23 protein-coding genes are annotated in these 21,806 nt (G+C 69.4%); 18 read left to right on the forward strand and 5 right to left on the reverse strand.

Annotation, left to right across the window (positions count from 1 at the left end; genetic code table 11):
• The first annotated feature begins 10 nt into the window (after positions 1 to 10).
• From BLQ39_RS02060 to csrA, 16 genes are all read left to right on the forward strand, one after another.
• The gene (locus tag BLQ39_RS02060) at positions 11 to 1,306 is read left to right on the forward strand and encodes a flagellar hook-length control protein FliK (protein WP_135109221.1); all 1,296 of its coding nucleotides are present in this window, start codon (positions 11 to 13) and stop codon (positions 1,304 to 1,306) included.
• A 15-nt stretch (positions 1,307 to 1,321) separates the two neighbouring features.
• The gene (locus BLQ39_RS02065; protein ID WP_338419103.1) at positions 1,322 to 1,756 is read left to right on the forward strand and encodes a flagellar hook assembly protein FlgD; all 435 of its coding nucleotides are present in this window, start codon (positions 1,322 to 1,324) and stop codon (positions 1,754 to 1,756) included.
• 73 nt (positions 1,757 to 1,829) lie between these two features.
• On the forward strand, positions 1,830 to 3,002 hold the full coding sequence (locus tag BLQ39_RS02070; protein WP_092321431.1) for a flagellar hook protein FlgE: 1,173 nt from the start codon (positions 1,830 to 1,832) through the stop codon (positions 3,000 to 3,002).
• A 100-nt stretch (positions 3,003 to 3,102) separates the two neighbouring features.
• Positions 3,103 to 3,336: a flagellar FlbD family protein gene (locus BLQ39_RS02075; RefSeq protein ID WP_092321432.1), complete on the forward strand. Its 234-nt coding sequence runs from the start codon at positions 3,103 to 3,105 to the stop codon at positions 3,334 to 3,336.
• Positions 3,336 to 4,100: a motility protein A gene (locus BLQ39_RS02080; RefSeq protein WP_092321433.1), complete on the forward strand. Its 765-nt coding sequence runs from the start codon at positions 3,336 to 3,338 to the stop codon at positions 4,098 to 4,100. The genes BLQ39_RS02075 and BLQ39_RS02080 overlap by 1 nt, the downstream gene beginning before the upstream one ends.
• Positions 4,097 to 4,969, forward strand: coding sequence for an OmpA/MotB family protein (locus tag BLQ39_RS02085; protein WP_092321434.1), 873 nt, complete (start codon positions 4,097 to 4,099; stop codon positions 4,967 to 4,969). The genes BLQ39_RS02080 and BLQ39_RS02085 overlap by 4 nt, the downstream gene beginning before the upstream one ends.
• 61 nt (positions 4,970 to 5,030) lie before the next feature.
• A complete protein-coding gene (locus tag BLQ39_RS02090; RefSeq protein ID WP_241982775.1) occupies positions 5,031 to 5,948 on the forward strand; it encodes a flagellar motor switch protein FliM in 918 nt (305 codons plus the stop codon).
• On the forward strand, positions 5,945 to 6,652 hold the full coding sequence (gene fliN, locus BLQ39_RS02095) for a flagellar motor switch protein FliN (RefSeq protein ID WP_092321435.1): 708 nt from the start codon (positions 5,945 to 5,947) through the stop codon (positions 6,650 to 6,652). Before BLQ39_RS02090 ends, fliN begins: the two co-directional genes overlap by 4 nt.
• Positions 6,653 to 7,144, forward strand: a complete 492-nt coding sequence (gene fliO / locus BLQ39_RS02100) for a flagellar biosynthetic protein FliO (protein WP_092321436.1) — start codon at positions 6,653 to 6,655, stop codon at positions 7,142 to 7,144.
• Positions 7,145 to 7,209: 65 nt separating this feature from the next.
• Positions 7,210 to 8,001, forward strand: coding sequence for a flagellar type III secretion system pore protein FliP (gene fliP, locus BLQ39_RS02105; RefSeq protein ID WP_092321696.1), 792 nt, complete (start codon positions 7,210 to 7,212; stop codon positions 7,999 to 8,001).
• Entirely contained in the window at positions 8,001 to 8,276 is a 276-nt protein-coding gene (gene fliQ / locus BLQ39_RS02110; RefSeq protein ID WP_092321437.1) for a flagellar biosynthesis protein FliQ, read from the forward strand. Before fliP ends, fliQ begins: the two co-directional genes overlap by 1 nt.
• Positions 8,277 to 9,035: a flagellar biosynthetic protein FliR gene (locus BLQ39_RS02115; RefSeq protein ID WP_092321438.1), complete on the forward strand. Its 759-nt coding sequence runs from the start codon at positions 8,277 to 8,279 to the stop codon at positions 9,033 to 9,035.
• The gene (locus BLQ39_RS02120; protein WP_092321439.1) at positions 9,035 to 10,198 is read left to right on the forward strand and encodes an EscU/YscU/HrcU family type III secretion system export apparatus switch protein; all 1,164 of its coding nucleotides are present in this window, start codon (positions 9,035 to 9,037) and stop codon (positions 10,196 to 10,198) included. Before BLQ39_RS02115 ends, BLQ39_RS02120 begins: the two co-directional genes overlap by 1 nt.
• Before the next feature lies 1 nt (position 10,199).
• Positions 10,200 to 12,251: a flagellar biosynthesis protein FlhA gene (locus BLQ39_RS02125; protein WP_092321440.1), complete on the forward strand. Its 2,052-nt coding sequence runs from the start codon at positions 10,200 to 10,202 to the stop codon at positions 12,249 to 12,251.
• Positions 12,226 to 13,107, forward strand: coding sequence for a hypothetical protein (locus BLQ39_RS02130; protein WP_092321441.1), 882 nt, complete (start codon positions 12,226 to 12,228; stop codon positions 13,105 to 13,107). The genes BLQ39_RS02125 and BLQ39_RS02130 overlap by 26 nt, the downstream gene beginning before the upstream one ends.
• Positions 13,108 to 13,116: 9 nt before the next feature.
• Positions 13,117 to 13,362 (forward strand): carbon storage regulator CsrA, encoded by a 246-nt coding sequence (gene csrA, locus BLQ39_RS02135; RefSeq protein WP_092321442.1) that lies wholly within the window; start codon positions 13,117 to 13,119, stop codon positions 13,360 to 13,362.
• A 94-nt stretch (positions 13,363 to 13,456) separates the two neighbouring features.
• On the opposite strand, the gene BLQ39_RS02140 is transcribed toward csrA, so the two are convergent.
• The 5 genes from BLQ39_RS02140 to BLQ39_RS02160 all read right to left on the reverse strand — a co-directional run bounded on the left by BLQ39_RS02140 (position 13,457) and on the right by BLQ39_RS02160 (position 18,736).
• Positions 13,457 to 14,527 carry a glycoside hydrolase family 130 protein gene (locus BLQ39_RS02140; RefSeq protein WP_092321443.1) on the reverse strand — a complete coding sequence of 357 codons (1,071 nt, stop codon included), beginning with the start codon at positions 14,525 to 14,527 and terminating at the stop codon, positions 13,457 to 13,459.
• A gap of 2 nt (positions 14,528 to 14,529) precedes the next feature.
• Entirely contained in the window at positions 14,530 to 15,363 is an 834-nt protein-coding gene (locus BLQ39_RS02145) for a carbohydrate ABC transporter permease (RefSeq protein WP_092321444.1), read from the reverse strand.
• Entirely contained in the window at positions 15,360 to 16,319 is a 960-nt protein-coding gene (locus BLQ39_RS02150; RefSeq protein WP_092321445.1) for a carbohydrate ABC transporter permease, read from the reverse strand. The genes BLQ39_RS02145 and BLQ39_RS02150 overlap by 4 nt, the downstream gene beginning before the upstream one ends.
• 7 nt (positions 16,320 to 16,326) lie before the next feature.
• Positions 16,327 to 17,631: a sugar ABC transporter substrate-binding protein gene (locus BLQ39_RS02155; RefSeq protein ID WP_092321698.1), complete on the reverse strand. Its 1,305-nt coding sequence runs from the start codon at positions 17,629 to 17,631 to the stop codon at positions 16,327 to 16,329.
• Positions 17,632 to 17,695: 64 nt separating this feature from the next.
• Complete coding sequence (locus BLQ39_RS02160) at positions 17,696 to 18,736, reverse strand: LacI family DNA-binding transcriptional regulator (protein WP_092321446.1); 1,041 nt, start codon at positions 18,734 to 18,736, stop codon at positions 17,696 to 17,698.
• Positions 18,737 to 18,922: 186 nt separating this feature from the next.
• On the opposite strand from BLQ39_RS02160, the gene BLQ39_RS02165 reads away from it, so the two are divergent.
• Positions 18,923 to 20,362, forward strand: coding sequence for a lipase maturation factor family protein (locus BLQ39_RS02165; protein WP_092321447.1), 1,440 nt, complete (start codon positions 18,923 to 18,925; stop codon positions 20,360 to 20,362).
• Positions 20,355 to 21,797 (forward strand): phytoene desaturase family protein, encoded by a 1,443-nt coding sequence (locus BLQ39_RS02170; RefSeq protein ID WP_092321448.1) that lies wholly within the window; start codon positions 20,355 to 20,357, stop codon positions 21,795 to 21,797. Before BLQ39_RS02165 ends, BLQ39_RS02170 begins: the two co-directional genes overlap by 8 nt.
• Positions 21,798 to 21,806: the final 9 nt, after the last annotated feature.

Consider the following 21,806-nt stretch of genomic DNA (forward strand, 5'->3'; position numbering starts at 1 on the left):
CCTCGCGCGGATGACCGCGCCCCCGTCGCCGCCGTCCGCCGCGGCCGGCCCGGTGACGTCGGCCGATCCCCGTGCCGGCGCTGCGGGCTTCGCCGCCGTGCTGACCGGCGCCCTCGAAGCAGACACCTCCGCACACCTGCCCGCCGAGCCCATGACTGCCGAGCCCGCGCCTGCCGAGCCCGAGACTGCGGAGTCCGAGCCCGCTAAGCGCAGGCTCGGCGTCGAACGTGCCCTGTCCGAACCCGGCAGCGGAGTCGTCGCCCCCGTCTCCGACGCAGCATGGAACGCCGTTCCGGTGGCCGTCCCGGTGGCTGGCGTGCCCGCCCAGCCCGAGTTGACCGCACCCGCCCTGTCCGCCCTGGCCGCGGGGAGCGCATTCGCACCGGCCTCCGCTGTCGCCCCGGCACCGGCCGATCGCCGCCCCACACCGGCGCAGCGGACGGAACCCGCCGCGCCCCGCACGGCGATCCCGGCGTCACTGATCCCTGCTTCGTCACTGATCTCTGCTTCACTTACCCCGGCGTCTCTGACCCCGGCGTCACTGACCCCCGCATCGCTGACCCCGGCGGTGCCGACCGCCCTGCCGCAGTCGCCAACGACGGTCGCATCGGCCGCGCCGAGCCGGTCAAGCGCCACCCCGGGAGCCTCCGCGGCCACCCCGGGCAGTGCGGTGGCTCCGCCCGTCGCGGCTTCCGCGCGGACTGTGGCGGACGTCGCGCCGGTCGCACCGGACGGCAGCCTCGCCCCGGATGCCGCGCCCTCCGCCCCAGCCGCCCAGCCGGCGCCGGCCGCGCCCGTCTTCCCCGGTCTGTCGTCCACGTCCGCCGCCCCCGTCGCGGCCCAGGCCGCTCCGCCCGCGGCCCCGCCCGCGCCGCTGGCCAGCCAGATCGCCGGCCCGCTGTTCACCCTGGCCGGGGCGCGATCGGGCGAGCATGTGCTGACGATCAACGTGGCGCCAGACAACCTCGGTCCGGTGACCGTGCGAGCGCACATCACCGGGGACAACATCCGGGTCGAACTCTTCGCACCCACGGACCTGGGCCGCGACGCCCTGCGGGCGATGCTCCCCGACCTTCGCCGCGATCTCGCGGGATCGGGGATGAACGCCCAGCTGAACCTGTCGTCCGGCAGCCAGCCGGAAGACCAGCCCGGCGACCCGAGTGCCGACCGGGGCGCTTTCGGGCGGGACCGGGCCGAGCACGAAGCGCGCGAGGAAACCGGCCGACGCCGTGCCGCCGCAGCGGCCGAACGAACTGCTCCATCGGCCCTCGCGGCCACATCATCGACCATCGACGTGATGGCTTAGAAAGAGAGACCGACCGTGCCCATTGACGCAGTAGCAGCTCCAGCCCCCGGGATGTACACCGGCGAGGTCACCCGGGCACCCAAGCAAGCCATGGACTCCGAGGTGTTCATGTCTCTCCTGGTCACCCAGCTGCGCAACCAGGACCCCAGCTCACCCATGGACACCAACCAGATGATCGCGCAGACCACCCAGCTGGCCATGATGGAGAAGATCAGCGCCCTCGCGGACACGAACCAGGAGAGCTTCTCCCTGCAGATGCGCATGGCCGCCGCCGCACTCGTGGGCAAGGATGTCACCTTCGCCCGCGCGGACGGAACCACCGGCAGCGGCACGGCCACCGCGGTGTCCTACGCCGGCTCGGTTCCCCAGGTCACGGTCGGCGGCGAGAACATCGGCCTCGACTCCGTCGCCGGCGTCTCCGCCGGTGTCGCGGCCCCGCCCGCGCCCTGATCTCCCGGCTCCTCGTCCAGTTTTCCCACCACTCACACACGCATCCCACCGTCCGACCGAAAGGCAGCATCCCATGCTTCGTTCCCTGTACTCCGGAATCTCCGGCCTCCGTTCCCACCAGACCATGCTCGACGTGACCGGCAACAACATCGCCAACGTCAACACCACCGCGTTCAAGGCATCCGCCACGCAGTTCCAGGACACGCTCTCGCAGATGTCGCAGGGCGCCGGGGGACCGCAGGCTCAGGTCGGCGGCACCAACCCGGCCCAGATCGGGCTGGGCGTCCAGGTCGCGGGCATCTCGACGAACTTCGCCCAGGGCTCGGCCCAGTCCACCGGACGCTCCACCGACATCATGATCTCCGGCGACGGCTTCTTCGTCACCAGGCTCGGCGGCGAAACCCTCTACACCCGCGCCGGCGCCTTCGACTTCGACGCCCAGGGCCGGCTCGTCGCGCCGGACGGCGCGATCGTGCAGGGCTGGACCGCGGTCAACGGCAAGATCACCGAGGGCGGCGCCGTCGGCCCGATCACGCTTCCGCTGCAGTCCGTCATCGCCGCGGTCGCCACGACGGCCGCGTCAGTGGTCGGCAACCTCCCGTCCGACGCCGCCGTCGGCACGAGCATCGTCCGCGACGTGACCGTCTTCGACGCCGCAGGGGCCTCCCGGACGCTCTCCCTGTCGTTCACCCGCACGGCCGCGGGCTGGGGCGTCGCGGGCAGCGACGGTGTCGCCGCCGGCGCCACGACCCTCGCTGACAACGGAACAGGCACCCTCACCCCGGGCGGTCCGCTCCTGGTTAACGGGATCGCCGTCGACCTCGCTGCGCTCACCGGATACGCCGGGCTCACCACCGCCACGGCCACCCGCGACAACGGCAGCGACGCCGGCACGCTCAAGTCATACACGCTGGGCAAGGACGGCACCCTCGTCGGGCTGTTCAGCAACGGCGGCCAGGAAGCGATCGGCCGGATTGCCCTGGCAACCTTCGTCAACCCCGGCGGCCTCGAAAAGGCCGGCGCCTCCGGGTACCGGTCGACGTTCAACTCCGGCACGGCCGAGCTCGGCGCACCGGGCGAGGGCAGCCTCGGATCCCTCGCCGGCGGCGCCCTGGAAATGTCCAACGTCGACCTGTCGCAGGAGTTCACGAACCTCATCGTCGCCCAGCGCGGCTTCCAGGCGAACGCCCGCATCATCACGACCTCCGACGAGGTCCTGCAGGAACTGACCAACCTGAAGAGGTAAGCCCGCGGAGGAAGGTCGCCCGGCAACTTACGGAGGAGGCCGGGCGGCCGACAGTGGTGTGTGACGGCCGCTGGGGCCGTCCACAACCGGGGATGGGTTCATGATCGTTCTGACGCGGCTCAACGGAAGCCAGTTCGCGATCAATCCCGACCTGATCGAACGCATCCACTCGAACCCCGACACGACGCTGGTCATGGTCGACGGCGCCAAGTTCATCGTGACCGAGCCGATGGACGTGGTCATCGAGAACATCGCGGCCTACCGCGCCCACGTGATCTCGCTCGCCTACGCCCCGCCGGCGAGCGACCTTCCCCTCGGCCCGAGGAAGATCTGATGGATCCGGCAACCCTGATCGGCATTGCCGTCGCGTTCGGCGCCCTCTTCGCCATGATCACCCTCGAGGGCTCGTCCATCACGGCCATCCTGCTGCCGGCGCCGATGATCCTCGTCTTCGGCGCGACCATCGCGGTCGGACTCGCCGGCGGAACCATCAAGGACTTCCTCTCGGCCTTCAAGTCCCTGCCCAGGGCGTTCCGGGGCAAGACGACCCCGCCGCAGCTGGTCATCGACCAGATCGTCGGCCTGGCCGAGAAGGCTCGCAGCGCGGGCCTGCTCTCGCTCGAGCAGGAGGCCGACGCGATCGACGACCCGTTCCTGCGCGGCGCGCTGCAGAACATCGCCGACGGCACGGACGGCGACGAACTCCGCGTGCTGCTGGAGGACGAAATGGCCACGACGGCCAAGTCCGACCGGAACGCGGCGAAATTCTTCACGACCCTGGGCGGCTATGCCCCGACCGTCGGCATCGTTGGAACCGTCGTCTCCCTCACCCACGTCCTGGAAAACCTCGACAGCCCGGATACGCTCGGCCCGATGATCGCGGCCGCCTTCGTGGCGACGCTCTGGGGTCTCCTCTCGGCGAACTTCCTCTGGCTTCCGCTCGGGGCCAGGCTCAAGCGCCTCTCCGACCTCGAGGTCGACCGGATGACGCTGGTACTCGAGGGCGCGCTGGCGGTGCAGGCCGGCAGCCAGCCCCGACTCCTGGGCGAGCGCCTGCGGGCGATGGTTCCCGCACAGGCGCTGTCCAAAGCCGCATGAGCGCGCGCCCGGGCCGCCGCCATTTCGGCGAGGACCACGAGGAACACGTCGACGAGCGCTGGATGGCGTCCTACATGGACATGGTCACCGTGCTGATGTGCATGTTCATCGTGCTCTACGCCATGTCGACCGTCGATGAGAAGAAGTTCGAACAGCTCCGCAATTCGCTCGCCACCGGCTTCGGGGCGACGGATGTCCAGGCGATCGACACCGCGAAGGGTGTCGTCGTTCCCGTGGAACTCGTCGATCAGGAGGCAGAAGGATTCACCGACCTCGAACTGGCCCAGCTCGAGGTCGACAAGCTCACCGCGCTCAAGGAGGCCATGCGCGCCGCCCTGGCGAAGCAGCGGCTGGAGTACCTCGTCGATTTCAAATTCGACGAACGGGGGCTGTCAGCGGGCCTGGTCGGGACCGAGACGTTCTTCCAGGGCAACCGGGTCGACCTGAGCGCGAAGGCGATCCAGGTCCTCGACGCGATCGCGCCGCCGCTGGCGACCTCGAAGCGCGAAATCTCGGTCGAGGGACACGCCGACCGCCACGGCTCGACGGGAATCTACCCCACGGACTGGGAGCTCTCCTCGGGCCGGGCAACCCAGGTGCTCCGGCGCATGGTCGAACACGGGAGAGTGCCGCAGGAGCACATCGCAGCGGTCGGCTACGGTTCGGCCAGGCCCGTCACCGCCCGCGCCGACCCGATCTCGATGGCCAGGAACCGGCGGGTCGACGTCGTCGTGCTCTCGAACCAGCCCGACAGCATCCGCAAACTCATCCCCGGCGTCGTGAACGGAACCGCGATCGAGCCGCCCGCCAAGGCGAGGAAGGCGGTCAAGGCCGACAAACCGGCCCCCGCGAAGAGTTCGCACGGGTGATCCCCCTGGCAAGAATGGCGATCGCCTAACATTGCCCATCCGCCGGCCGATAGTGGCGACCGTGACGGTCCAGGAACAGTACGGCATCAGTGCGCCCGCGAGGGCCGCGGCGGCGACGAAGACGGTCGAGGTCTATGACTTCCGACGCCCGACGACGCTCGCCCGGGAGCATTCCCGCGTGCTCGAACTCGCCTTCGAAACCTTCGCCCGCCAGTGGGGCACCCAGCTGACCGCGAAGGTGCGGATGGTCTGCCAGGTCACCTGCGACCAGGTGCTCATGCAGACCTACGACGACTACGCGTCGAGCCTGCCGGCGTCGACGGCCATGGTGCTGTGCAACCTCGAGGGCTCGAGCGCCAAGGCGGTCATCCAGTTCCCCGCGTCCACCGCCCTCACCTGGGTCAGCCACATGCTCGGCGGCAGCGGCAACCGGATCGCCCCTGAGCGCAAGTTCACCCAGATCGAGGAGGCCCTCGTGCGGGGTCTGATGAGCGATGCGCTCGAAGACCTCCGCTATTCCCTCGGCGCCCTGCTCGTGGTGCCGATCAGCGTCGACGCGATCCAGTACAACTCGCAGTTCGCCCAGGCCGCGGCCACGGCCGACCTGATGATCGTCGCCTCGTTCGCGCTGGAGGTGGGGGAGGGCAGCAGCATCGCCACCGTCGCGCTGCCGGCCCGAATCCTCCTGGAACAACTCGGCGAGGTGCATCCCACGGGATCGCGAGCCAAGTCCAAGGAACTGCTCCAGGCACAGCTCAGCCGGGTGCCGGTCGAGGTGTCGCTGCGGCTCACCCCGGTGCGTGTGCTGCCCAGCAGGATCCTCGACCTCGCCGTCGGCGACATCCTGCCGATCCCGCATCCGAAGCACCGGCCGCTCGACCTGGCCGTTGACGGCCTGTCCCTGGCCAGGGCCGCGGTCGGCTCCAACGGCTCGCGCCTCGCCTGCATCATCATCGAATCGAAGGAGAAGCCCCGATGAGCACCACCCGCGCTCTACCGTCCGCCGCAGTCGAGGCACTCGTGCGGGTGCTGCCCACCGGGCTGCCCCTGGACTCCGCGGCCTGCTCCGGCGCCGCAGCCCCGGCCGGCCGGGTCGCCGCAGCCGTCGTCGCCTCGTTCGTGGGAGCCACCTCGGCCGACCTCGCTCTGGTGCTGAGCCAGCCGAACACGCTCGGCGCCGCCGCCGGCACCGAGTCGCCGCTCGTGTCCGGTCACGACGTGCTCCGCCCAGCCCTCGAAAGCGCCGCCGCGGTGCTCGGAGCCGGCGTGCTCGCCGACAGCCGGGTCGAAGACGCGTCGACGCTCTTCGCCGATCCCTCCACGACCGTGTTCGAGCTGACCGGGGACGGCGCGGTCACGGGCTGGTTCGCCATCCGGCTCAGGGAGAACGGCGTCGTCGGCGGCGACGGCAGGCGCGCCACCGATTCGGTGACCGGCAAGCTCGGCCGGATCAACAACGTCGAGATGTCGCTGACCGTGGAGATCGGCCGCGCCCGGATGTCGGTGCGCGACGTGCTCTCCCTCGAACCCGGCGCCGTGATCGAACTGGACCGCTCCGCCGGCGCCCCGGCCGACGTGCTGCTCAACGGCCGCCTGATCGCCCACGGCGAGATCGTCGTTGTCGACCAGGACTACGCCGTCCGAATCACCAAGATCCTCGACGTCGCCGAGGTGCTCGCTTAGGTGGACACCCTCCTCGTCGGACTCCGCGTCGTGCTGTCCCTGGCCGTTGTGCTCGGGCTGCTCTGGGTCATGCAGCGACGCCTGTCGCGAGGAGGCCGCGCCCGCGGGGCCTCGAACCTGGTCTCCGTGGTCGGCCGGCAGAGCCTTGGTTCCAAGGCGTCCGTCGTGGTGGTCGAGATCGACGGCCGGCGGCTCATCCTCGGCGTGACGGAGGCCCAGGTGACCGTGCTGCAGGGCGGCGGGGGAGTCGGGGACCGCGCGGAAACCTTCGCGCAGTCGATGTCGGTGGCCGAGGGCACCGACCTGGCCGGCACCGACCTGGCCGGCACCGACCTGGCCGGCAGCGACCTGTCCGGAGGCGACACTGCGCCGGAGCCGCCGCTCGAGTTCCGGCCGCGCCGCAAGTCGGGGCAGGCCGGTCGTCTCGGCGGGTCGATCCTGTCGCCGGCAACGTGGCAGCAGACGGCCGCCGTGCTCCGGCAAGAACGGTGAGGGCCGGGGCTCCTCGCACGTGGACGGGTAACCGAACCGTCCGGCTGGGCATCCTGATCACCCTGATGTTGCTGATCGTGGCGGCCATCATCATCGCGACCGCCTCGGCCGGCCATGCGGTGCCGGGCGACCCCGTTCCGCCCACGGACCCGACCGACCCGACGGCCCCCGTCGCACCCGGCGGCGGCGGCGGGCTGACCATCGACCTCAACGGGCCGGACGGCGCGCCGTCCTCGGCGGTCGTCACCCTGATCGGCATCACACTGCTGTCGGTTGCGCCGGCCCTGCTGCTGATGATGACCTCGTTCACGAAGATCTTCGTGGTCCTGGCGATGACCCGCAATGCGCTCGCGCTGCCGTCCATCCCGCCGAACCAGGTGCTCGCGGGCCTGGCCCTGTTCCTCTCGCTGTTCATCATGGCGCCCGTGCTCACCGACATCAACAACCTCGCGGTGACGCCCTACCTCGACGGCTCGATGAGCTTCACGGATGCCCTCGCCGCGGCCTCCGAACCCCTCCGGCAGTTCATGCTCGCCAACACCCGCGAGGAAGACCTGGCGCTGATGACCCGCGCCGCCGACCTGCCGAACCCGCAGGGCCCCGACGACGTCGCGCTGCCGACCCTGATCCCGGCCTTCATGATCTCCGAGCTCCGGGCCGCGTTCATCATCGGTTTCGTGATCTTCATCCCGTTCCTGGTCATCGACATCGTCGTCTCCTCCGCCCTCATGTCGATGGGCATGATGATGCTCCCGCCGGTGATGATCTCCCTGCCCTTCAAGATCCTGCTCTTCGTGCTCGTCGACGGTTGGGGACTCATCATCACCTCCCTCATATCCAGTTATCGGATGGGCTGATGGACACCAACGCCGTACTGGACATCGGCCTGCAGGGCCTGATCCTGGCCGCCAAGCTCTCCGCACCGGTGCTCGTCACCGCCCTCGTCGTCGGCTTCGCCATCTCGCTGCTGCAGTCGATCACGCAGATCCAGGAGGTGACGCTGTCCTTCGTGCCGAAGGCCATCGCCGTCTCCCTCGCCCTGCTCGTCTCCGGGCACTGGATGATCGCCGAGTCCGTCTCCTTCACCCGGCAGATGTTCGAGAAGATCCCGTCGCTCCTCGGCGGTGGCTAGGTGGCGTTCGCCCTCGACTTCGCCTGGCTGGAAGCGGTCATGCTCGCCGGTGTTCGCATGGTCGCCTTCATCGTCATCGCCCCGCCGTTTTCGTACAACGCGATCCCGCTGCGGGTCAAGGGCATGCTCGCCGTCGCCCTCGCCCTGGCGGTGTCGCCGCGGGTGACCGCGGGCTACGTCTCCATGGACACCGCCGCCTTCTTCGGCGCGGTCGTGCTCGAGGTGCTCGTCGGCGCGGTGCTCGGCTTCCTCGTCTACGTGATCTTCTCCGCCGTGCAGTCTGCCGGTGGCCTCATCGACATGTTCGGCGGATTCCAGCTGGCCCAGGCCTTCGATCCGCAGTCGATGATCAACGGCGCCCAGTTCACCAGGCTCTTCCAGATGACCGCGCTGGCCCTCATGTTCTCCTCCGACGCCTACCAGCTGATCATCGGCGGACTGGTGCGCACGTTCAGCGCGCTGCCGCTCGGCGGGGGCATCGACCTCGCCCACCCCGTCGAGGCCGCCGTCGGCGCGGTCACCCAGATGTTCCTGGCCTCGGTGCAAATCGCCGGACCCCTGCTCGTGGTACTGTTCCTCGCCGACGCCGGGCTGGGCCTGCTCACCCGGGTGGCACCCGCGCTCAACGCGTTCGCGCTCGGCTTCCCGCTGAAGATCCTGCTGACCCTCATGCTCGGCGGCCTGGTCTTCGTGGCCCTGCCCCGGATCGTGGCGTCCCTGACCGGGCTGGCCGTCGACGCCCTGACCGGGGTGCGCTGATGTCCGACACCGGGGAACGCACAGAAGAAGCCACCCAGAAGCGGATGAAGGAGGTCCGCTCCAAGGGGCAGCTCTCGAAGTCGCAGGACGTGACGGCCTGGCTCGGCGTGGGCGCGGCGGGGGCCATGATCCCGGCCACGATCGCGGTCGGCGGCCAGGCCGCCACCGACCAGTTGTTCACGGTCAAGAGCCTCGTGATGAACCCCGACCCGGCGGCCGCCGTGCAGGCGATGGCACAGGCCTTCGACTCCCTGGCGGGCACGCTGACCCCGATGCTCGTCATTGTCGTCGTGGTCGTGCTGGTCGGCGCCGTCGGCCAGGGCGGCATCCATGTCAAGAAGCTCGCCGGCAAGTTCGAGCAGTTCAACCTGATCAACGGAATCAAGCAGACCTTCGGCACCCAGGCACTGTGGCAGGGTGTGAAGGCCCTCGCCAAGACCGCCGTCGTGGGGTTCGTGCTCGTCATCGTGATCCAGGGCCTGATGCCGATCCTGATGACCGCCGGCGGTCTTCCCGTCTCGGCGCTGCTCACCGCGGCGGGAGCCGGGACCGGCTCACTGCTGCAATCCGCCGTCATCGCGGGTCTCGTCCTCGCGGCCGCCGACATGTTCGTCGTGATGCGCCGCAACCGGAAGAAGACCCGGATGACGAAAAAGGAAGTCAAGGACGAGAACAAGAACTCCGACGGCGACCCGCTGATCAAGTCGCAGCGCCGCGCCCGCCAGTTCCAGATGAGCCGCAACCGGATGATCGCCTCCGTGTCCGACGCCGACGTCGTGCTGGTGAACCCGACGCATGTGGCCGTCGCCCTCCGCTACGAGCCTGGCAAGTCCGCGCCGCGCGTGGTCGCCAAGGGTGTCGGGCACATCGCCACGCGCATTCGGGAGCAGGCCGTGACCGACAAGGTGCCGATCGTGCAGGACATCCCGCTCGCGCGCGCCCTGCACGGTGCCTGCGACATCGGGCAGGAGATCCCGTTCGAGCTCTACAACGCCGTCGCGAGGGTGCTCGCCTTCGTGATGGCGCTCGGCTCCCGGGCACGCTCGACCGGCGTGCACACCATGCGGCAGCCGGCGATGAACGAACCTCCCGGACCCCCACCAGCCCTGATCACACCGACCGTCGAACCCACCGCCGAACCAGCCCGTACCGGAGGCCGTTGACATGAACCGCAATCTCGCAAAGCTCGCCGTACCGGTGGGAGTGGTGGGGATCATCCTGCTGCTCGTCGTGCCGGTGCCGGCGCCGGTCCTCGACCTGCTCATCATCGTCAACATCATGCTGGCGCTGGTGACCCTGCTCACGACGATGTTCGTCAAGAAGCCCCTGGACTTCTCGGTCTTCCCCTCGCTGCTGCTCGTCGCGACCCTGTTCCGGCTCGGCCTCAACGTCGCATCCACGCGCCTGGTCCTGGGCGACGGCTACGCCGGACAGGTCATCGAGGCCTTCGGGCATGTGGCCGTCGGCGGGTCGATGATCATCGGCGCGGTGATCTTCCTGATCCTCGTCGTGATCCAGTTCGTCGTGGTCACCAAGGGCGCCGAACGCGTCGCGGAGGTCGGGGCCCGGTTCACCCTCGACGCCATGCCGGGCAAGCAGATGGCCATCGACGCCGACCTGAACGCCGGGCTGATCACCGACACCGAGGCCCGGGAACGCCGCGCCGAGGTGTCCGCCGAGGCGGACTTCTACGGCGCCATGGACGGTGCGTCGAAATTCGTCAAGGGTGACGCGATCGCCGGGATCGTCATCATCATCATCAACATCATCGGCGGCATCACGATCGGGATGCTCCAGCGCGGGCTGTCGATCACGGAAGCGCTCGACACGTACGCCCTGCTGACCATCGGCGACGGCCTCGTGACGCAGATCCCGGCGCTGCTCATGGCCGTGTCGACGGGCATGATCGTGACCCGGTCCAACGCCGAAAGCGACATCGGCCAGGCCGCGGGGGCCCAGCTGACGCAGTCCCGCAACGCGCTGATGATCGCCGGCGGGGCCGCGATCCTGATGGCGTTCATCCCGGGCATGCCGATCATCCCGTTCATCGTCGTGGGGGCTGTGCTCGTCATCGTCTCGCAACGGATCAAGCTGCGTGAGGACGCCGAGAAGCTCACGACGGATGCCGCCGTGATGGCTGACCAGGTCGCCCCTCGCTCCGACACCCCGGAAGACCTGATCGAACAAATGCGGGTCCACCCGCTGGAGATCCTGCTCGCCGCCGACCTCGTCGACATCGTCAGCGGGGCCTCGGACGACCTGCTGGCCCGGGTGCGGGGCCTCCGCCGCAAGATCGCACTCGACCTCGGGGTCGTCGTGCCGCCGGTCCGCACGAGGGACAGCGTCGAGCTGCCCTCGTCGACCTACGTGATCCGAATCTCCGGCGTTGAGGCTGGCCGGGGGATAGCGCCGGCCGGCAAGGTGCTCGCCCTCGGCGACGCGCTCGACTCGCTCCCGGGAATCGTGACCGTCGAGCCGGTGTTCGGGCTCGCCGGCAAGTGGGTGCCGAGCGAGCTGAGGCACAGCGCGGAGATGACCGGCGCCACCGTCATCGACCGCGTCTCGGTGCTGATCACCCACCTCTCCTCGATCATCACGAGCAACGCGGCACGGCTCCTGACCCGGGAGGATGTGCGCGTGCTCACCGAGGGGGTCAAACAGGTCAACCCGGCGGCCGTTGACGACCTCATCCCCGGCCTGCTCTCCCTGGCCGAGGTGCAGCGGGTGCTGCAGGGGCTGCTCGAGGAGCAGATCCCGATCAACGACCTCCCGCGGATCTACGAGGCGCTCTCGCTCCGGGCCAAGGTCTCCGTCGAACCGGAGGGCCTGATCGAAACGGCCCGCCAGGCCCTGGGACCTGCGCTCAGCGCCCAGTACCTCGACGGTTCCCTGCTGCGGGTGATCATGATCGAACCGGCGCTGGAGCAGTCGATGATGGAGGGCATGCGCCCGACGGACCAGGGCACCCAGATCATGCTCGACCCCGCCCGGATTGAGGCCGTCCTCGCCTCGGTGCGGGCGTCGGTCGCGGCCGTCGAGTCCAGCGGCCTGGCGGCCGTGCTCGTGTGCGCGCCGGCCCTGCGGCCCGCCGTGCGCCGCCTCGTGTCCACCCTGACCCTGGGCCTCCCGGTGCTGTCGTACCCCGAGGCCACGTCGGCAAACGTGACCATCGAAACCGTGGGGGTGGTCCGTGGAACCGAATCGATTTCAGCTTGAGGGTGCGACGCTGCGCGAACTGAAGGCCCGGATCCTCGCCGAACACGGGCCCGAGGCCACCATCGTCGCCGCCGAGCGGGTCACGGTGGGCGGCATCCGCGGGTTCTTCGCCCGCCAGCACTACGAGGTCACCGTCGAGATGCCGGCGCGCCGTCCTCTGCACGCCCGCGACAGCGTGGCCCTGCCCACTCGCCTCGGTATCGCGGCCCTGCTGGATGATGCGGACGAGGCGGAGGCCCGCGCGCACGATCCGGCCGCCGCGGATCGCCTCTCCACCGGGTCGGACAGGTTCGCCGCGCTGATGGACGAGCTGACCTTTGCCACCGGCGGAACCCCGCCGGCCGCGGCGAAGGCACGTGTGGCCCCGGCAGTCCTCGCCGGAGCCGGCGACCTTGTGCTCGTTGTCGGCCAGGCCGACGACGCTCTCGCGGCGGCCCGGAGCCTGGTCCTGGCCGTCGGGTCGGGCGAAGTCCGCGTCGGCGGAGCCCTGCCGGGGGAGGGCAACGAACGTGTCGACGACCGTCGCGGGGCGCTGGCGGCCCGGGCCGGCGGGGTCGCGCAGGGGCACGGCATAGTCGTCGCCTTCGCCCTCGGTCGCGGCGCGCAACCGGCCGGCGACCTGGCCCGGCAAGTCGCGAGCCTGGGCGCCATGGAGCCCGACCAGACCTGGCTGGTCGTCGACGCGAGCCGCAAGGCCGATGACACCGCCCGGTGGGTTCGGGCCGTGTCGGACGCCGTTCCGATCGACGCCGTGGTGGCCGTGGGCCGTGAACTCACCGCGTCTCCGGCGACGGTGGACGACCTGGGTTTTCCGGTCAGATGGCTGGGGCGGCCAGCGCCCGGCCCGTCGCGCTAGGCTGGGCGAGTGCTGGTTCTTACACGCAAGTCGGGGGAGAAAATCCTCATTGGTGACGACATCGTCATCACCGTCCTCGACGCACGCGGCGACAGCATCCGGATCGGAATCGACGCCCCCCGCGGGGTGAAAATCCAGCGTGACGAGGTGGTCCGTGCCGTCACCGAGGCGAACCTCGCCGCCAGCCAGGCCGACGAAAAAGCCGAGGACCGCCTGAAGGCGACCCTCGGCTTGATCCCGCCGATTACGACGTAGCGCGGACTCCCGCGAAACCGCAGTTGTGCGCGCTAAAACTGCGTTTTAGCGCGCACAACTGCGGTTTCGCGGGAGGTGAGGAGTGCGGGAGGGGTTAGGCCTTAGCGCGGTCGAGCCGGGCGACGCCGATCTTCGAGTCGGCCATGCCGTAGAAGACGTAGTGCCGGCCGTCGATCTCCTCGATCGCCGTCGGGAAGACGACGTTGGGCACGATGCCGCTGATCTCGTCGGGCGTCTCCGCCTTGAGCAGCGGCTCTTCGGTGCGCCGGATGACCTTCGTCGGGTCGTCCCCGTCGAGGATCATTGCGCCGGCCGAGTAGTTGACCTTCTGCTGCTGGGAGAAGGCGCCGTCGATCGTGCCGGTCACGCCGTGGTGCATGAGCAGCCAGCCCTCGGGCACGCGCAGGGGAGCGGGGCCGCCGCCGATCTTCAGCTCCTCGAATGGGAACTCCGGTCCGGCCAGGAAGCGGTGGCCCTTCCAGTAGGTCAGCAGGGTGAGATCGGCCAGCACGTCGGCGACGGGCAGGTAGCTGATCCAGATGCTCTGGCGGGTGTCGGTGACGCCGGCCGGGACGCGAACGCCCTCACCGGGCCTGACCTCGCCGAGGTCCCACATCGGGCGGTGCAGCACGGCGAAGCTCTCCACACCGTCGGGTGCGGTGACCGGCTCGGGGAAGAAGACGGTGTCCTTGTTGTGGAACAGGTTCAGGTCCATGTCGAGTGCGTCGTCGTAGGCGAACAGCGCGGGGCCGAGCCGGCGCCACTCGCGCAGGTCGGTCGACACGGCGACCGCGGTGCGCGGGCCCAGGGGGCCGTAGGCGACATAGGTCATCACGTGCATGCCCAGTCGGTCGATGTAGGTGACCCGCGGATCCTCGACGCCGGCGTTGTTCGCGCCGCGCTCCCAGCCGCGATCGGGTTCGAGCACGACGCCCTCACGCTCGACGCCGGTGGGGACGCCATCCGTGATGATCACCTTCGCCAGCCCGACGCGGGAGACATTGCCGGCGGCCACGAGCCGGGGCAGGAGGTAGAGGGTGCCGTCGGCGCTGCGCCCGGTCGCCGGATTGAGCACGCCCTCCGCCTCATTGGCGTTGCCCTCTTCCGGCGTCATGATGACGCCCATCCGGGTCAGTGTGTACGGGAAATCTGTGGTCGTTGGCATTGTTAACCTTTCACGCCGGAGCCGATATTGGTGGACACGAAGTGTCGCTGGAACAAGATGAAAATCAGCACGGCCGGTGCCGCGAGAACGCAGGCGCCGGCGAGGATTGCGCCGAAGGGGTTCGCCGCGGAAGCGGCGACGGTGCTGAGGTAATTGGCCAGGGACACCGCCAGGGGTTGCAGGGATGCCTCCTTCGTCACCAGGAAGGGCCAGAGGAACTCGTTCCACGGGCCGATGAAGGTGAGCAGCACCACGGTGAGGAGCGCCGGCCGAACCAACGGGAGGGCGATGTTCCAGAGCAGTTTGAGCTCGCCGGCGCCGTCGATGCGGGCCGCGTCGAAGAGCTCCCGCGGAACCTGGAGGAAGTACTGCCTGAAGATGATCACGGCCGTCGAGTTGATCGCGAACGGAAGGATCATGCCGAGGTAGTTGTCCGCCAGACCGTAGTCACGGGCGATGAGCACGTACAGCGGGATCATCAGGAGCTGGAACGGAACGACCTGCACGAGCAGGGCGAGGGCGAAGGTCACCCCTCGGCCGCGCCACTGCAACTGGGCGAGGGCGTAGCCCACGAGCACCCCGAACACCACGGTGCAGAGGATCACGCCGCCGGCGAAGATTCCGGAGTTGACGAGGCCCTGCACCAGGCCGATGCGGCTGTTGATGGCCGCGTAGTTGTCGAGCGTGAGGTTGGCCGGGTTGGGGAAGGCGCCCCCCAGACTCGGGTCCGGAGAGGCCTGCAGCGAGCCGATGATCATGTAATAGAACGGGAACAGGAACACGAACGCGCCCAGCGCCAGGACGATTCCGCGGAGGATGTGCTGACCGCGATTCATGATTCATCACCTCCCGCGAGCTTGCGCTGGATGAAAGCGAGGATGAGGACGCCGATCACGAGAATCACTCCGATTGCGGCCGCCACGTCCGGCGAGCCCTGTTCGATGCCGCGCTGGTACATGAGCAGCACGGGGGAGGCGGAGGCGCCGTTGGGGCCGCCGCCACCGGTGAGCAGATACGGCTCCGTGAAGAGGTTGGCGCCGGTGACCGTCGCGAGCAGCAGCACCAGCACGGTGGCGGGACGCACGCCCGGGATGGTCACGGAGAAGAAGCTCCGCACCTTGCCGGCTCCGTCGGTCGCCGCGGCCTCGTAGAGCTCCTCGGAGACGTTCTGCAGTGCGGCGAGGTAGAGCAGGATGAAGAATCCGAGCTGTTTCCAGGTCACGAAGAGGGCGATCGTCGGCATCGCCCAGGTCGAGTTGATCAGCCAGGACGGCGACGGTGCGAGCGGCCCGAGCAGCTGGTTGATCAGTCCGCTCCCGCTGAAGAGGAACAACCACACGCCGACGACCGCGACGCTCGCGGTCACGTACGGCACGAAGTAGGACACCCGGAGGAAGGTGCGGAACCGCACGACCTTGTTGAGTGCCGTGGCGAGCACGAGCGAGAGCACCACCGTCAGGGGCACGTTGATCAGGAGGAAAATGCCCACGTTCCCGAACGACCGGATCACGGCGGGGTCGGCAAGGACCTCCTGGAAGTTCTCGAGGCCGACAAACTGCCGCTCGATCTGGGCGCCGGGTGCGGCGAAGAAGTAGTCGTGGAATGACATCCAGACCGCGAACACGAGCGGATACGCGAAGACGGCCAGGACGAAGATGAGGTACGGCGCGCTGAACAGGATCCCGATGGGGTTCTTCCCGAGGAGCGGGCGGCGCCTCCGGCGGGCGGGGGCCCCGCCGGCCGGGAGCGTGGATCTCCCGGCCGGCGGCGTGCTTGTTGCCACGGTTGACATGGCGGTGTTAATCCTTCGCGACCAGTGAGTCGATCTTCTCCGCGGCTCCCTCGAGCGCCGAGGAAATCTCGCCCTCACCGAAGATGACAGCCTTCGAGTACGCGTCGCGGAAGGCCTGCCAGGATGCGACAGAGTTGCTGACGCTCGGAACCTCGACCGTGCGCGAAGCCTGGTCGCCGAACTGCTCGTAGGTCGGGTTGGCCGCGAAGTAGTCGGCGTAGGTGGTGGTCAGGTCCTTGCGGAGCGGCATCTGCCCGGTCAGCTCGAGTAGCGCTCCATCCTGTGCCTCGCTGGTTGCGAACTTCAGAACGTCCCAGGCCGTGCCCTTGTTTTCGCAGGCGCTGAAGAGCCCGACGTTCTTGGCGTCGCTGAACGTGTAGGTCTCGTCAGCCGGCGTGCCGGTGCTGGTCGGAACGGGAACGGCTCCCCAGTTCACGGCATCCTTGTAGACCGAGACGGCCCACGGTCCGACGATCGACATGGCGGCCTGGCCGTCAGCGAACGAGTCGCCCTGGTACTGCTCCTTGCCGGCGAGTCCTTCGTCGTACATCGTCTTCCAGAACTCGGCGACCTTCTGGCCGTCCTCGGTGGCGAACGTGGACTTGCCGTCCTCGACGAGCAGCTTGCCGCCGGTCTCGGCCGCGTACAGCGGGTAGAAGTCGAACCAGCTCTGGAAGAACTCGCTCGTCGGCGCCGGGTGGATGGCGTTCTCGGCGGCGCCGCTCTTGACGATCGTGCGCGCGGTGGCGAGGAACTCGTCGTAGGTCGCGAGCGCCGGGTTCTCCGGGTCGAGGCCGGCCTTTGTGAAGAGATCCTTGTTGTAGAAGATCATCACCGGGTTGGACTTCCAGGGCATCTGGAAGTACTTTCCGTCGGCGTTCTGGTACTGCTCCGCCGTGTCGCCGCTGCGCTCCTCAATGTAGGAGACGCCGTCCTCGAAGGTGCCCAGGTCGACGAGACCGCCCTGCTTCTCGAACTGCGGGACCGCTACGGGAGCGGTGTTGAACACGAGGCAGGGGGCGTTGCCGGCGGTAATGGCGGCGCCGATGACTTCTTCGCTGCTCTTGCCCGCCGGGATCTCCTGGGCCTTGACCTTCTCGCCCGGGTGATCGGCGTTCCACGCTTCGACCATTTGCTTGCCCCACGCGATCTCGGACTCGTTGTTCGAATACCAGATCGTGATGTCGCCGCGCGCGTCGGCGCCCGGAGCTGCCTTGTCGTCGCCGCCGCCGGCGCAGGCGCCCAGCGCGAGCACCATCGTGGCGGACACCGCCGTCGCGGCGAGGATCCGCCTTTTCTTCGTTGAACGCATCGTTCTCTCCATTTCGTGATCGCAGCGGCTCTGCTGCGGGCTTTTCTCCTGGGCAGGTGAGTCTTCAGGTGGCCGATTTTCGCGTGTGGGCCGGGGCCGCGGCGGAACCGCGGATGATCAGCCGTGCGGCGGGCAGGTTCACGTCGTCGGCGGCGCCGGTCTCGATCAGGGCGAGCAGGGTGGTGGCGGCCGCCCGGCCCCACACCACGGGCGTCGCGCTGACCGTCGTGAGGGGCGGGTAGACGTAGCGCGAGAAGTCGATGTCATCAAAGCCGGTGATCGACAACTCGTCCGGTACGCGGATGCCCAGTTCGTGGGCGACTCCGAGCCCGGCGATGGCCATCGGGTCGTTGGCGTAGACAATGGCGGTCGGCGCATCCTCCCGGGTGAGGAGCCGGCGGGTCGCGTCGGAACCGGCTGCCACGGAGAAATCCGTCTCGATGGTCTGGCCGAGGGGGAGCCCGGCGGTGCAGAGCGCCGCTTCGAAGGCGTCGCGACGGCGGGTGCCGTGCAGCATGGTGGAGCTCCCGGCGATGTGGGCGATGCGGCGGTGTCCGAGCCGCGCGAGGTAGGCCACCGACTCGGCGATGCCCGGAGTGTCGTCGATCGACACGGCGGGGAACGGGCTTGGACCGTCCGGACGACCGAGGGTGACGGCCGGCAGGCCCAGTTCTGTGAGCAGGGGAATGCGCGGATCGTCGTGCCGGAGGTCGGTCAGGAAGACCCCGTCTACCCGGCCGTCGTCGACCAGCTGCCGGTAGCTTCGGATTTCCGCTTCTTCGCTCGGCACGACGCTGAGCACGAGGGCCTGGCCGCGATCGGAGAGGATGCTCTCGACGCCGGCGATGAACGACGGGAAGAAGGGGTCCGAGCCGAGGACCTCAGGGTTCCTGGCGACGACGAGGCCGAGCGCGAAGGATCGGCGGGTGGAGAGGGAGCGGGCGCGAAGGGACGGCTTCCAGCCGAGGTCTCCGGCTACGGCCAGGATTCGCGTCCGGGTCTCGGGGGAGACGCCCGGCCGATCGTTGAGGGCGAAGGACACCAGGCCCTTGCTCACGCCGGCCCGTTTCGCGACATCGGCGATGGTCACCTTCTGCGTATTCACGCGGCCTCCTCGCCGATTGCCATTCGGGCCGGTGCGGCCCCGGGCGACTGAACCGGTTTAGCCAGCCTATACCGGTTTAGTCCCGGCCGTCAACCAGCGATGTCGATCTGCAGCGGCAGGGTACGTCGTCGTGGATGCGGCGCCGAACTTGATGGCGCGGTGGCGCGGGCCTATGGTGACTGCACGATGGACTGGTTTGCTGCGGGCGACTACGAATTCGCGCGGCAGGTGCTGCAGCGCGGGGTAGCCGCCTGCTACCTGGTTGGCTTCGTCGGGGCAATCAACCAGTTCCCGGCGCTGCTGGGCGAGCACGGCCTGCTGCCGGTCCCGCGCTTCGTGGCGCGGATCCGCTTTCGGCAGTCACCGAGCGTGTTCCATTGGCGATATTCCGACCGGATGCTCCTGGCCGTCGCCTGGGCCGGAACGGCCGTGTCTGCGTCCCTGGTGGCCGGCCTGCCCCAGCTGGGGCCGCCCTGGCTGCCGATGCTGCTCTTCCTGCTGCTCTGGGCCGGATACCTCTCGATCGTCAACGTGGGGCAGACGTTCTACTCCTTCGGCTGGGAGAGCCTCCTGATCGAAGCCGGATTCGTCGTCGCCTTCCTCGGCTCCAACGAGGTCGCCCCGCCGGTGACGATCATCTTCTTCCTCCGCTGGCTCGTCTTCCGCCTGGAGTTCGGCGCCGGCCTGATCAAGATCCGCGGAGGTGCGGAGTGGCGCGACCTGACCGCCCTTTACTACCACCACGAAACCCAGCCGATGCCCAACCCGGTGAGCTGGTTCGTGCACCACCTGCCCAAATGGTTCCACCGCGGCGAGGTGCGCGGCAACCACTTCGTGCAGCTGGTCGTGCCGTTCTTCCTGTTCGCGCCGCAGCCGGTGGCGTCCGTCGCCGCGGCGATCGTCATCCTCAGCCAGCTCTGGCTCGTGCTCACCGGTAATTTCGCCTGGCTGAACTGGATCACGATCGTGCTTGCCTTCGCCGCCGTCGACGACAATGCATTCAGGTTCGTGTTCCGGTGGCTGCCGTCCGCCGGGGCCAGGCCGGACACGGCGATCTGGTTCGTCGTGGTGGTGCTGGCCGCGACCGTGTTCCTGCTCGCGCTCAGCTACCAGCCGGCCCGCAATCTGATCTCGCGGCGCCAGCTGATGAATGCCAGCTTCAACCGGTACCACCTGGTGAACGCCTACGGCGCGTTCGGCACGGTGACGAAGGACCGGTTCGAGGTGGTGGTGGAGGGCAGCGACGCCGAGGATCCCTTCGAGGAGTCCGCCTGGCGCGCGTACGAGTTCCGCGGGAAGCCGGGCGACCCGCGCCGGATGCCTCGTCAATTCGCGCCCTACCACCTGCGCCTCGACTGGCTGATGTGGTTCCTCGCCCTCGGCGCGCGGGACACGAGGTGGTTCGAGACGTTCATCGTGCGCCTGCTCGAGGGGGACGGCCCGACCCTTCGGATGCTCCGGGTCAACCCGTTCCCGCAGGCCCCGCCCCGCCGCATCCGGGCCCGGGTCTTTCTCTACCGGTATACGACCCCGGCCGAACGGCGGGCGACGGGGGACTGGTGGGTGCGCACGGAGGTCGGCCTGCTGGTCGCCCCGGTCGGCCTGGCTGGTCACGCCCGTGCTTGACGTCAACATCGTCGGCTCCGGACCGAACGGCCTGGCCGCGGCGGTCGTGTTCGCCCGTGCCGGGCTGTCGGTGCGGGTCACCGAGCGGGCCGAGACGGCGGGCGGCGGGCTGCGGACCGAGCAGCTGACCCTCCCCGGCTACCGGCACGACAGCTGCTCCGCGGTGCACCCGGCCGCGCTCGCCTCGCCGTTCTTCCGTGCGTTCGAACTGACCGCCCGGGTGCCGTTCGTGGTTCCCGACGTGTCCTACGCGCATCCGCTGGGCGGCGGGCGTGCCGCGATTGCGTACCGCGACCTCGACCGCACGGCCGAAGGCCTCGGGCGTGGCGGGCAGGCCTGGGCACGCCTGTTCCAGCCCCTGGTCACCCGGCTCGAGGGGATCGTGTCGTTCACCGGCAACCAGCTCCTGCGCTGGCCCGACGACCCCCTCGCCGTGCTCCGGTACGGGGCCGACGTGCTGGAGCTCGGCACGGCGCTCGGCCGGGCCCGGCTGCGCGGAGCGGATGCCGCGGCCCTCTTCGCCGGGGTGGCCGCCCACGTGGCGGGACGGCAGCCGTCCCTCGCGGCCGCGGGGGCCGGCCTCCTGCTCGCCGCGCACGCCCATGCGGGAGGGTGGGGCTACCCGCTGGAAGGCTCCCAGGCCATCGCCGACGCGCTGGTCGACGACCTCACGGCTCACGGAGGCAGCCTGCTCCTCGGGACGGAGGTGCACTCGATCGGCGAGCTCGAGCCCGCGCGCGTCACCATGCTCGACACCTCGCCCGCGTTCCTCGCGAGCTTCGCCAGCCGGTCCCTTCCGGTGCGCTACCGGCGCGCGCTCGAGGGCTACCGCTACGGCTCCGGGGTGGCCAAGGTCGACTTCGCCCTGTCCGGCCCGGTTCCCTGGGCGAACCCGGAGGTCGCCCTCGCCCCCACCGTGCACCTGGGCGGCAGCCGGGCGGAGGTGGCCGCGGCCGAACGGGAGGTGTCCCGCGGCCGGGTGGGGGAGCATCCGTTCGTGCTGGTGACCCAGCCGAGCGTGCTCGACGACTCGCGGGCGCCGGCCGGCCACCACGTGCTCTGGGCGTACACGCACGTGCCCCGGGGCTCGAACACCGACATGACGGATGCCGTCGTGCGCCGGATCGAGGGGGTCGCGCCGGGCTTCCGGGACACCATCCTGGCCTCGGCCTCACTCACGGCCCAGGGGATGGCCGAGCACGACCCAAACTTCGTCGGCGGCGACATCCTGGGCGGGGAGGTGACCGTGCGGCAGCTGGTCAGGAGACCCGTCGTGTCGAGGCGGCCGTGGCAGACCCCGGTGCCGGGCCTCTACCTCTGTTCGGCCTCGACGCCGCCGGGCCCCGCGGTGCACGGGATGAACGGCTGGTACGCGGCGACGCTCGCCCTCCGCGACGAGTTCGGCATCACCGTCCCGCCGTCGCTGGCGCCCTGACCGCGGCCT

Origin of the sequence: Cryobacterium psychrotolerans, from assembly GCF_900101115.1 — a bacterium.
Taxonomy (GTDB): domain Bacteria; phylum Actinomycetota; class Actinomycetes; order Actinomycetales; family Microbacteriaceae; genus Cryobacterium; species Cryobacterium psychrotolerans.

Excerpts from the sequence above, each read along its gene's own strand:
- BLQ39_RS02060 (WP_135109221.1), top strand. The coding sequence starts at position 11 with ATGACCGCGCCCCCGTCGCCGCCGTCCGCCGCGGCCGGCCCGGTGACG.
- BLQ39_RS02165 (WP_092321447.1), top strand. The coding sequence starts at position 18,923 with ATGGACTGGTTTGCTGCGGGCGACTACGAATTCGCGCGGCAGGTGCTG.
- BLQ39_RS02125 (WP_092321440.1), top strand. The coding sequence starts at position 10,200 with ATGAACCGCAATCTCGCAAAGCTCGCCGTACCGGTGGGAGTGGTGGGG.
- BLQ39_RS02080 (WP_092321433.1), top strand. The coding sequence starts at position 3,336 with ATGGATCCGGCAACCCTGATCGGCATTGCCGTCGCGTTCGGCGCCCTC.
- BLQ39_RS02120 (WP_092321439.1), top strand. The coding sequence starts at position 9,035 with ATGTCCGACACCGGGGAACGCACAGAAGAAGCCACCCAGAAGCGGATG.
- fliQ (WP_092321437.1), top strand. The coding sequence starts at position 8,001 with ATGGACACCAACGCCGTACTGGACATCGGCCTGCAGGGCCTGATCCTG.
- BLQ39_RS02070 (WP_092321431.1), top strand. The coding sequence starts at position 1,830 with ATGCTTCGTTCCCTGTACTCCGGAATCTCCGGCCTCCGTTCCCACCAG.
- fliN (WP_092321435.1), top strand. The coding sequence starts at position 5,945 with ATGAGCACCACCCGCGCTCTACCGTCCGCCGCAGTCGAGGCACTCGTG.
- BLQ39_RS02085 (WP_092321434.1), top strand. The coding sequence starts at position 4,097 with ATGAGCGCGCGCCCGGGCCGCCGCCATTTCGGCGAGGACCACGAGGAA.
- BLQ39_RS02150 (WP_092321445.1), bottom strand. The coding sequence starts at position 16,319 with ATGTCAACCGTGGCAACAAGCACGCCGCCGGCCGGGAGATCCACGCTC.
- BLQ39_RS02155 (WP_092321698.1), bottom strand. The coding sequence starts at position 17,631 with ATGCGTTCAACGAAGAAAAGGCGGATCCTCGCCGCGACGGCGGTGTCC.
- BLQ39_RS02145 (WP_092321444.1), bottom strand. The coding sequence starts at position 15,363 with ATGAATCGCGGTCAGCACATCCTCCGCGGAATCGTCCTGGCGCTGGGC.
- BLQ39_RS02075 (WP_092321432.1), top strand. The coding sequence starts at position 3,103 with ATGATCGTTCTGACGCGGCTCAACGGAAGCCAGTTCGCGATCAATCCC.
- fliP (WP_092321696.1), top strand. The coding sequence starts at position 7,210 with ATGTTGCTGATCGTGGCGGCCATCATCATCGCGACCGCCTCGGCCGGC.
- BLQ39_RS02140 (WP_092321443.1), bottom strand. The coding sequence starts at position 14,527 with ATGCCAACGACCACAGATTTCCCGTACACACTGACCCGGATGGGCGTC.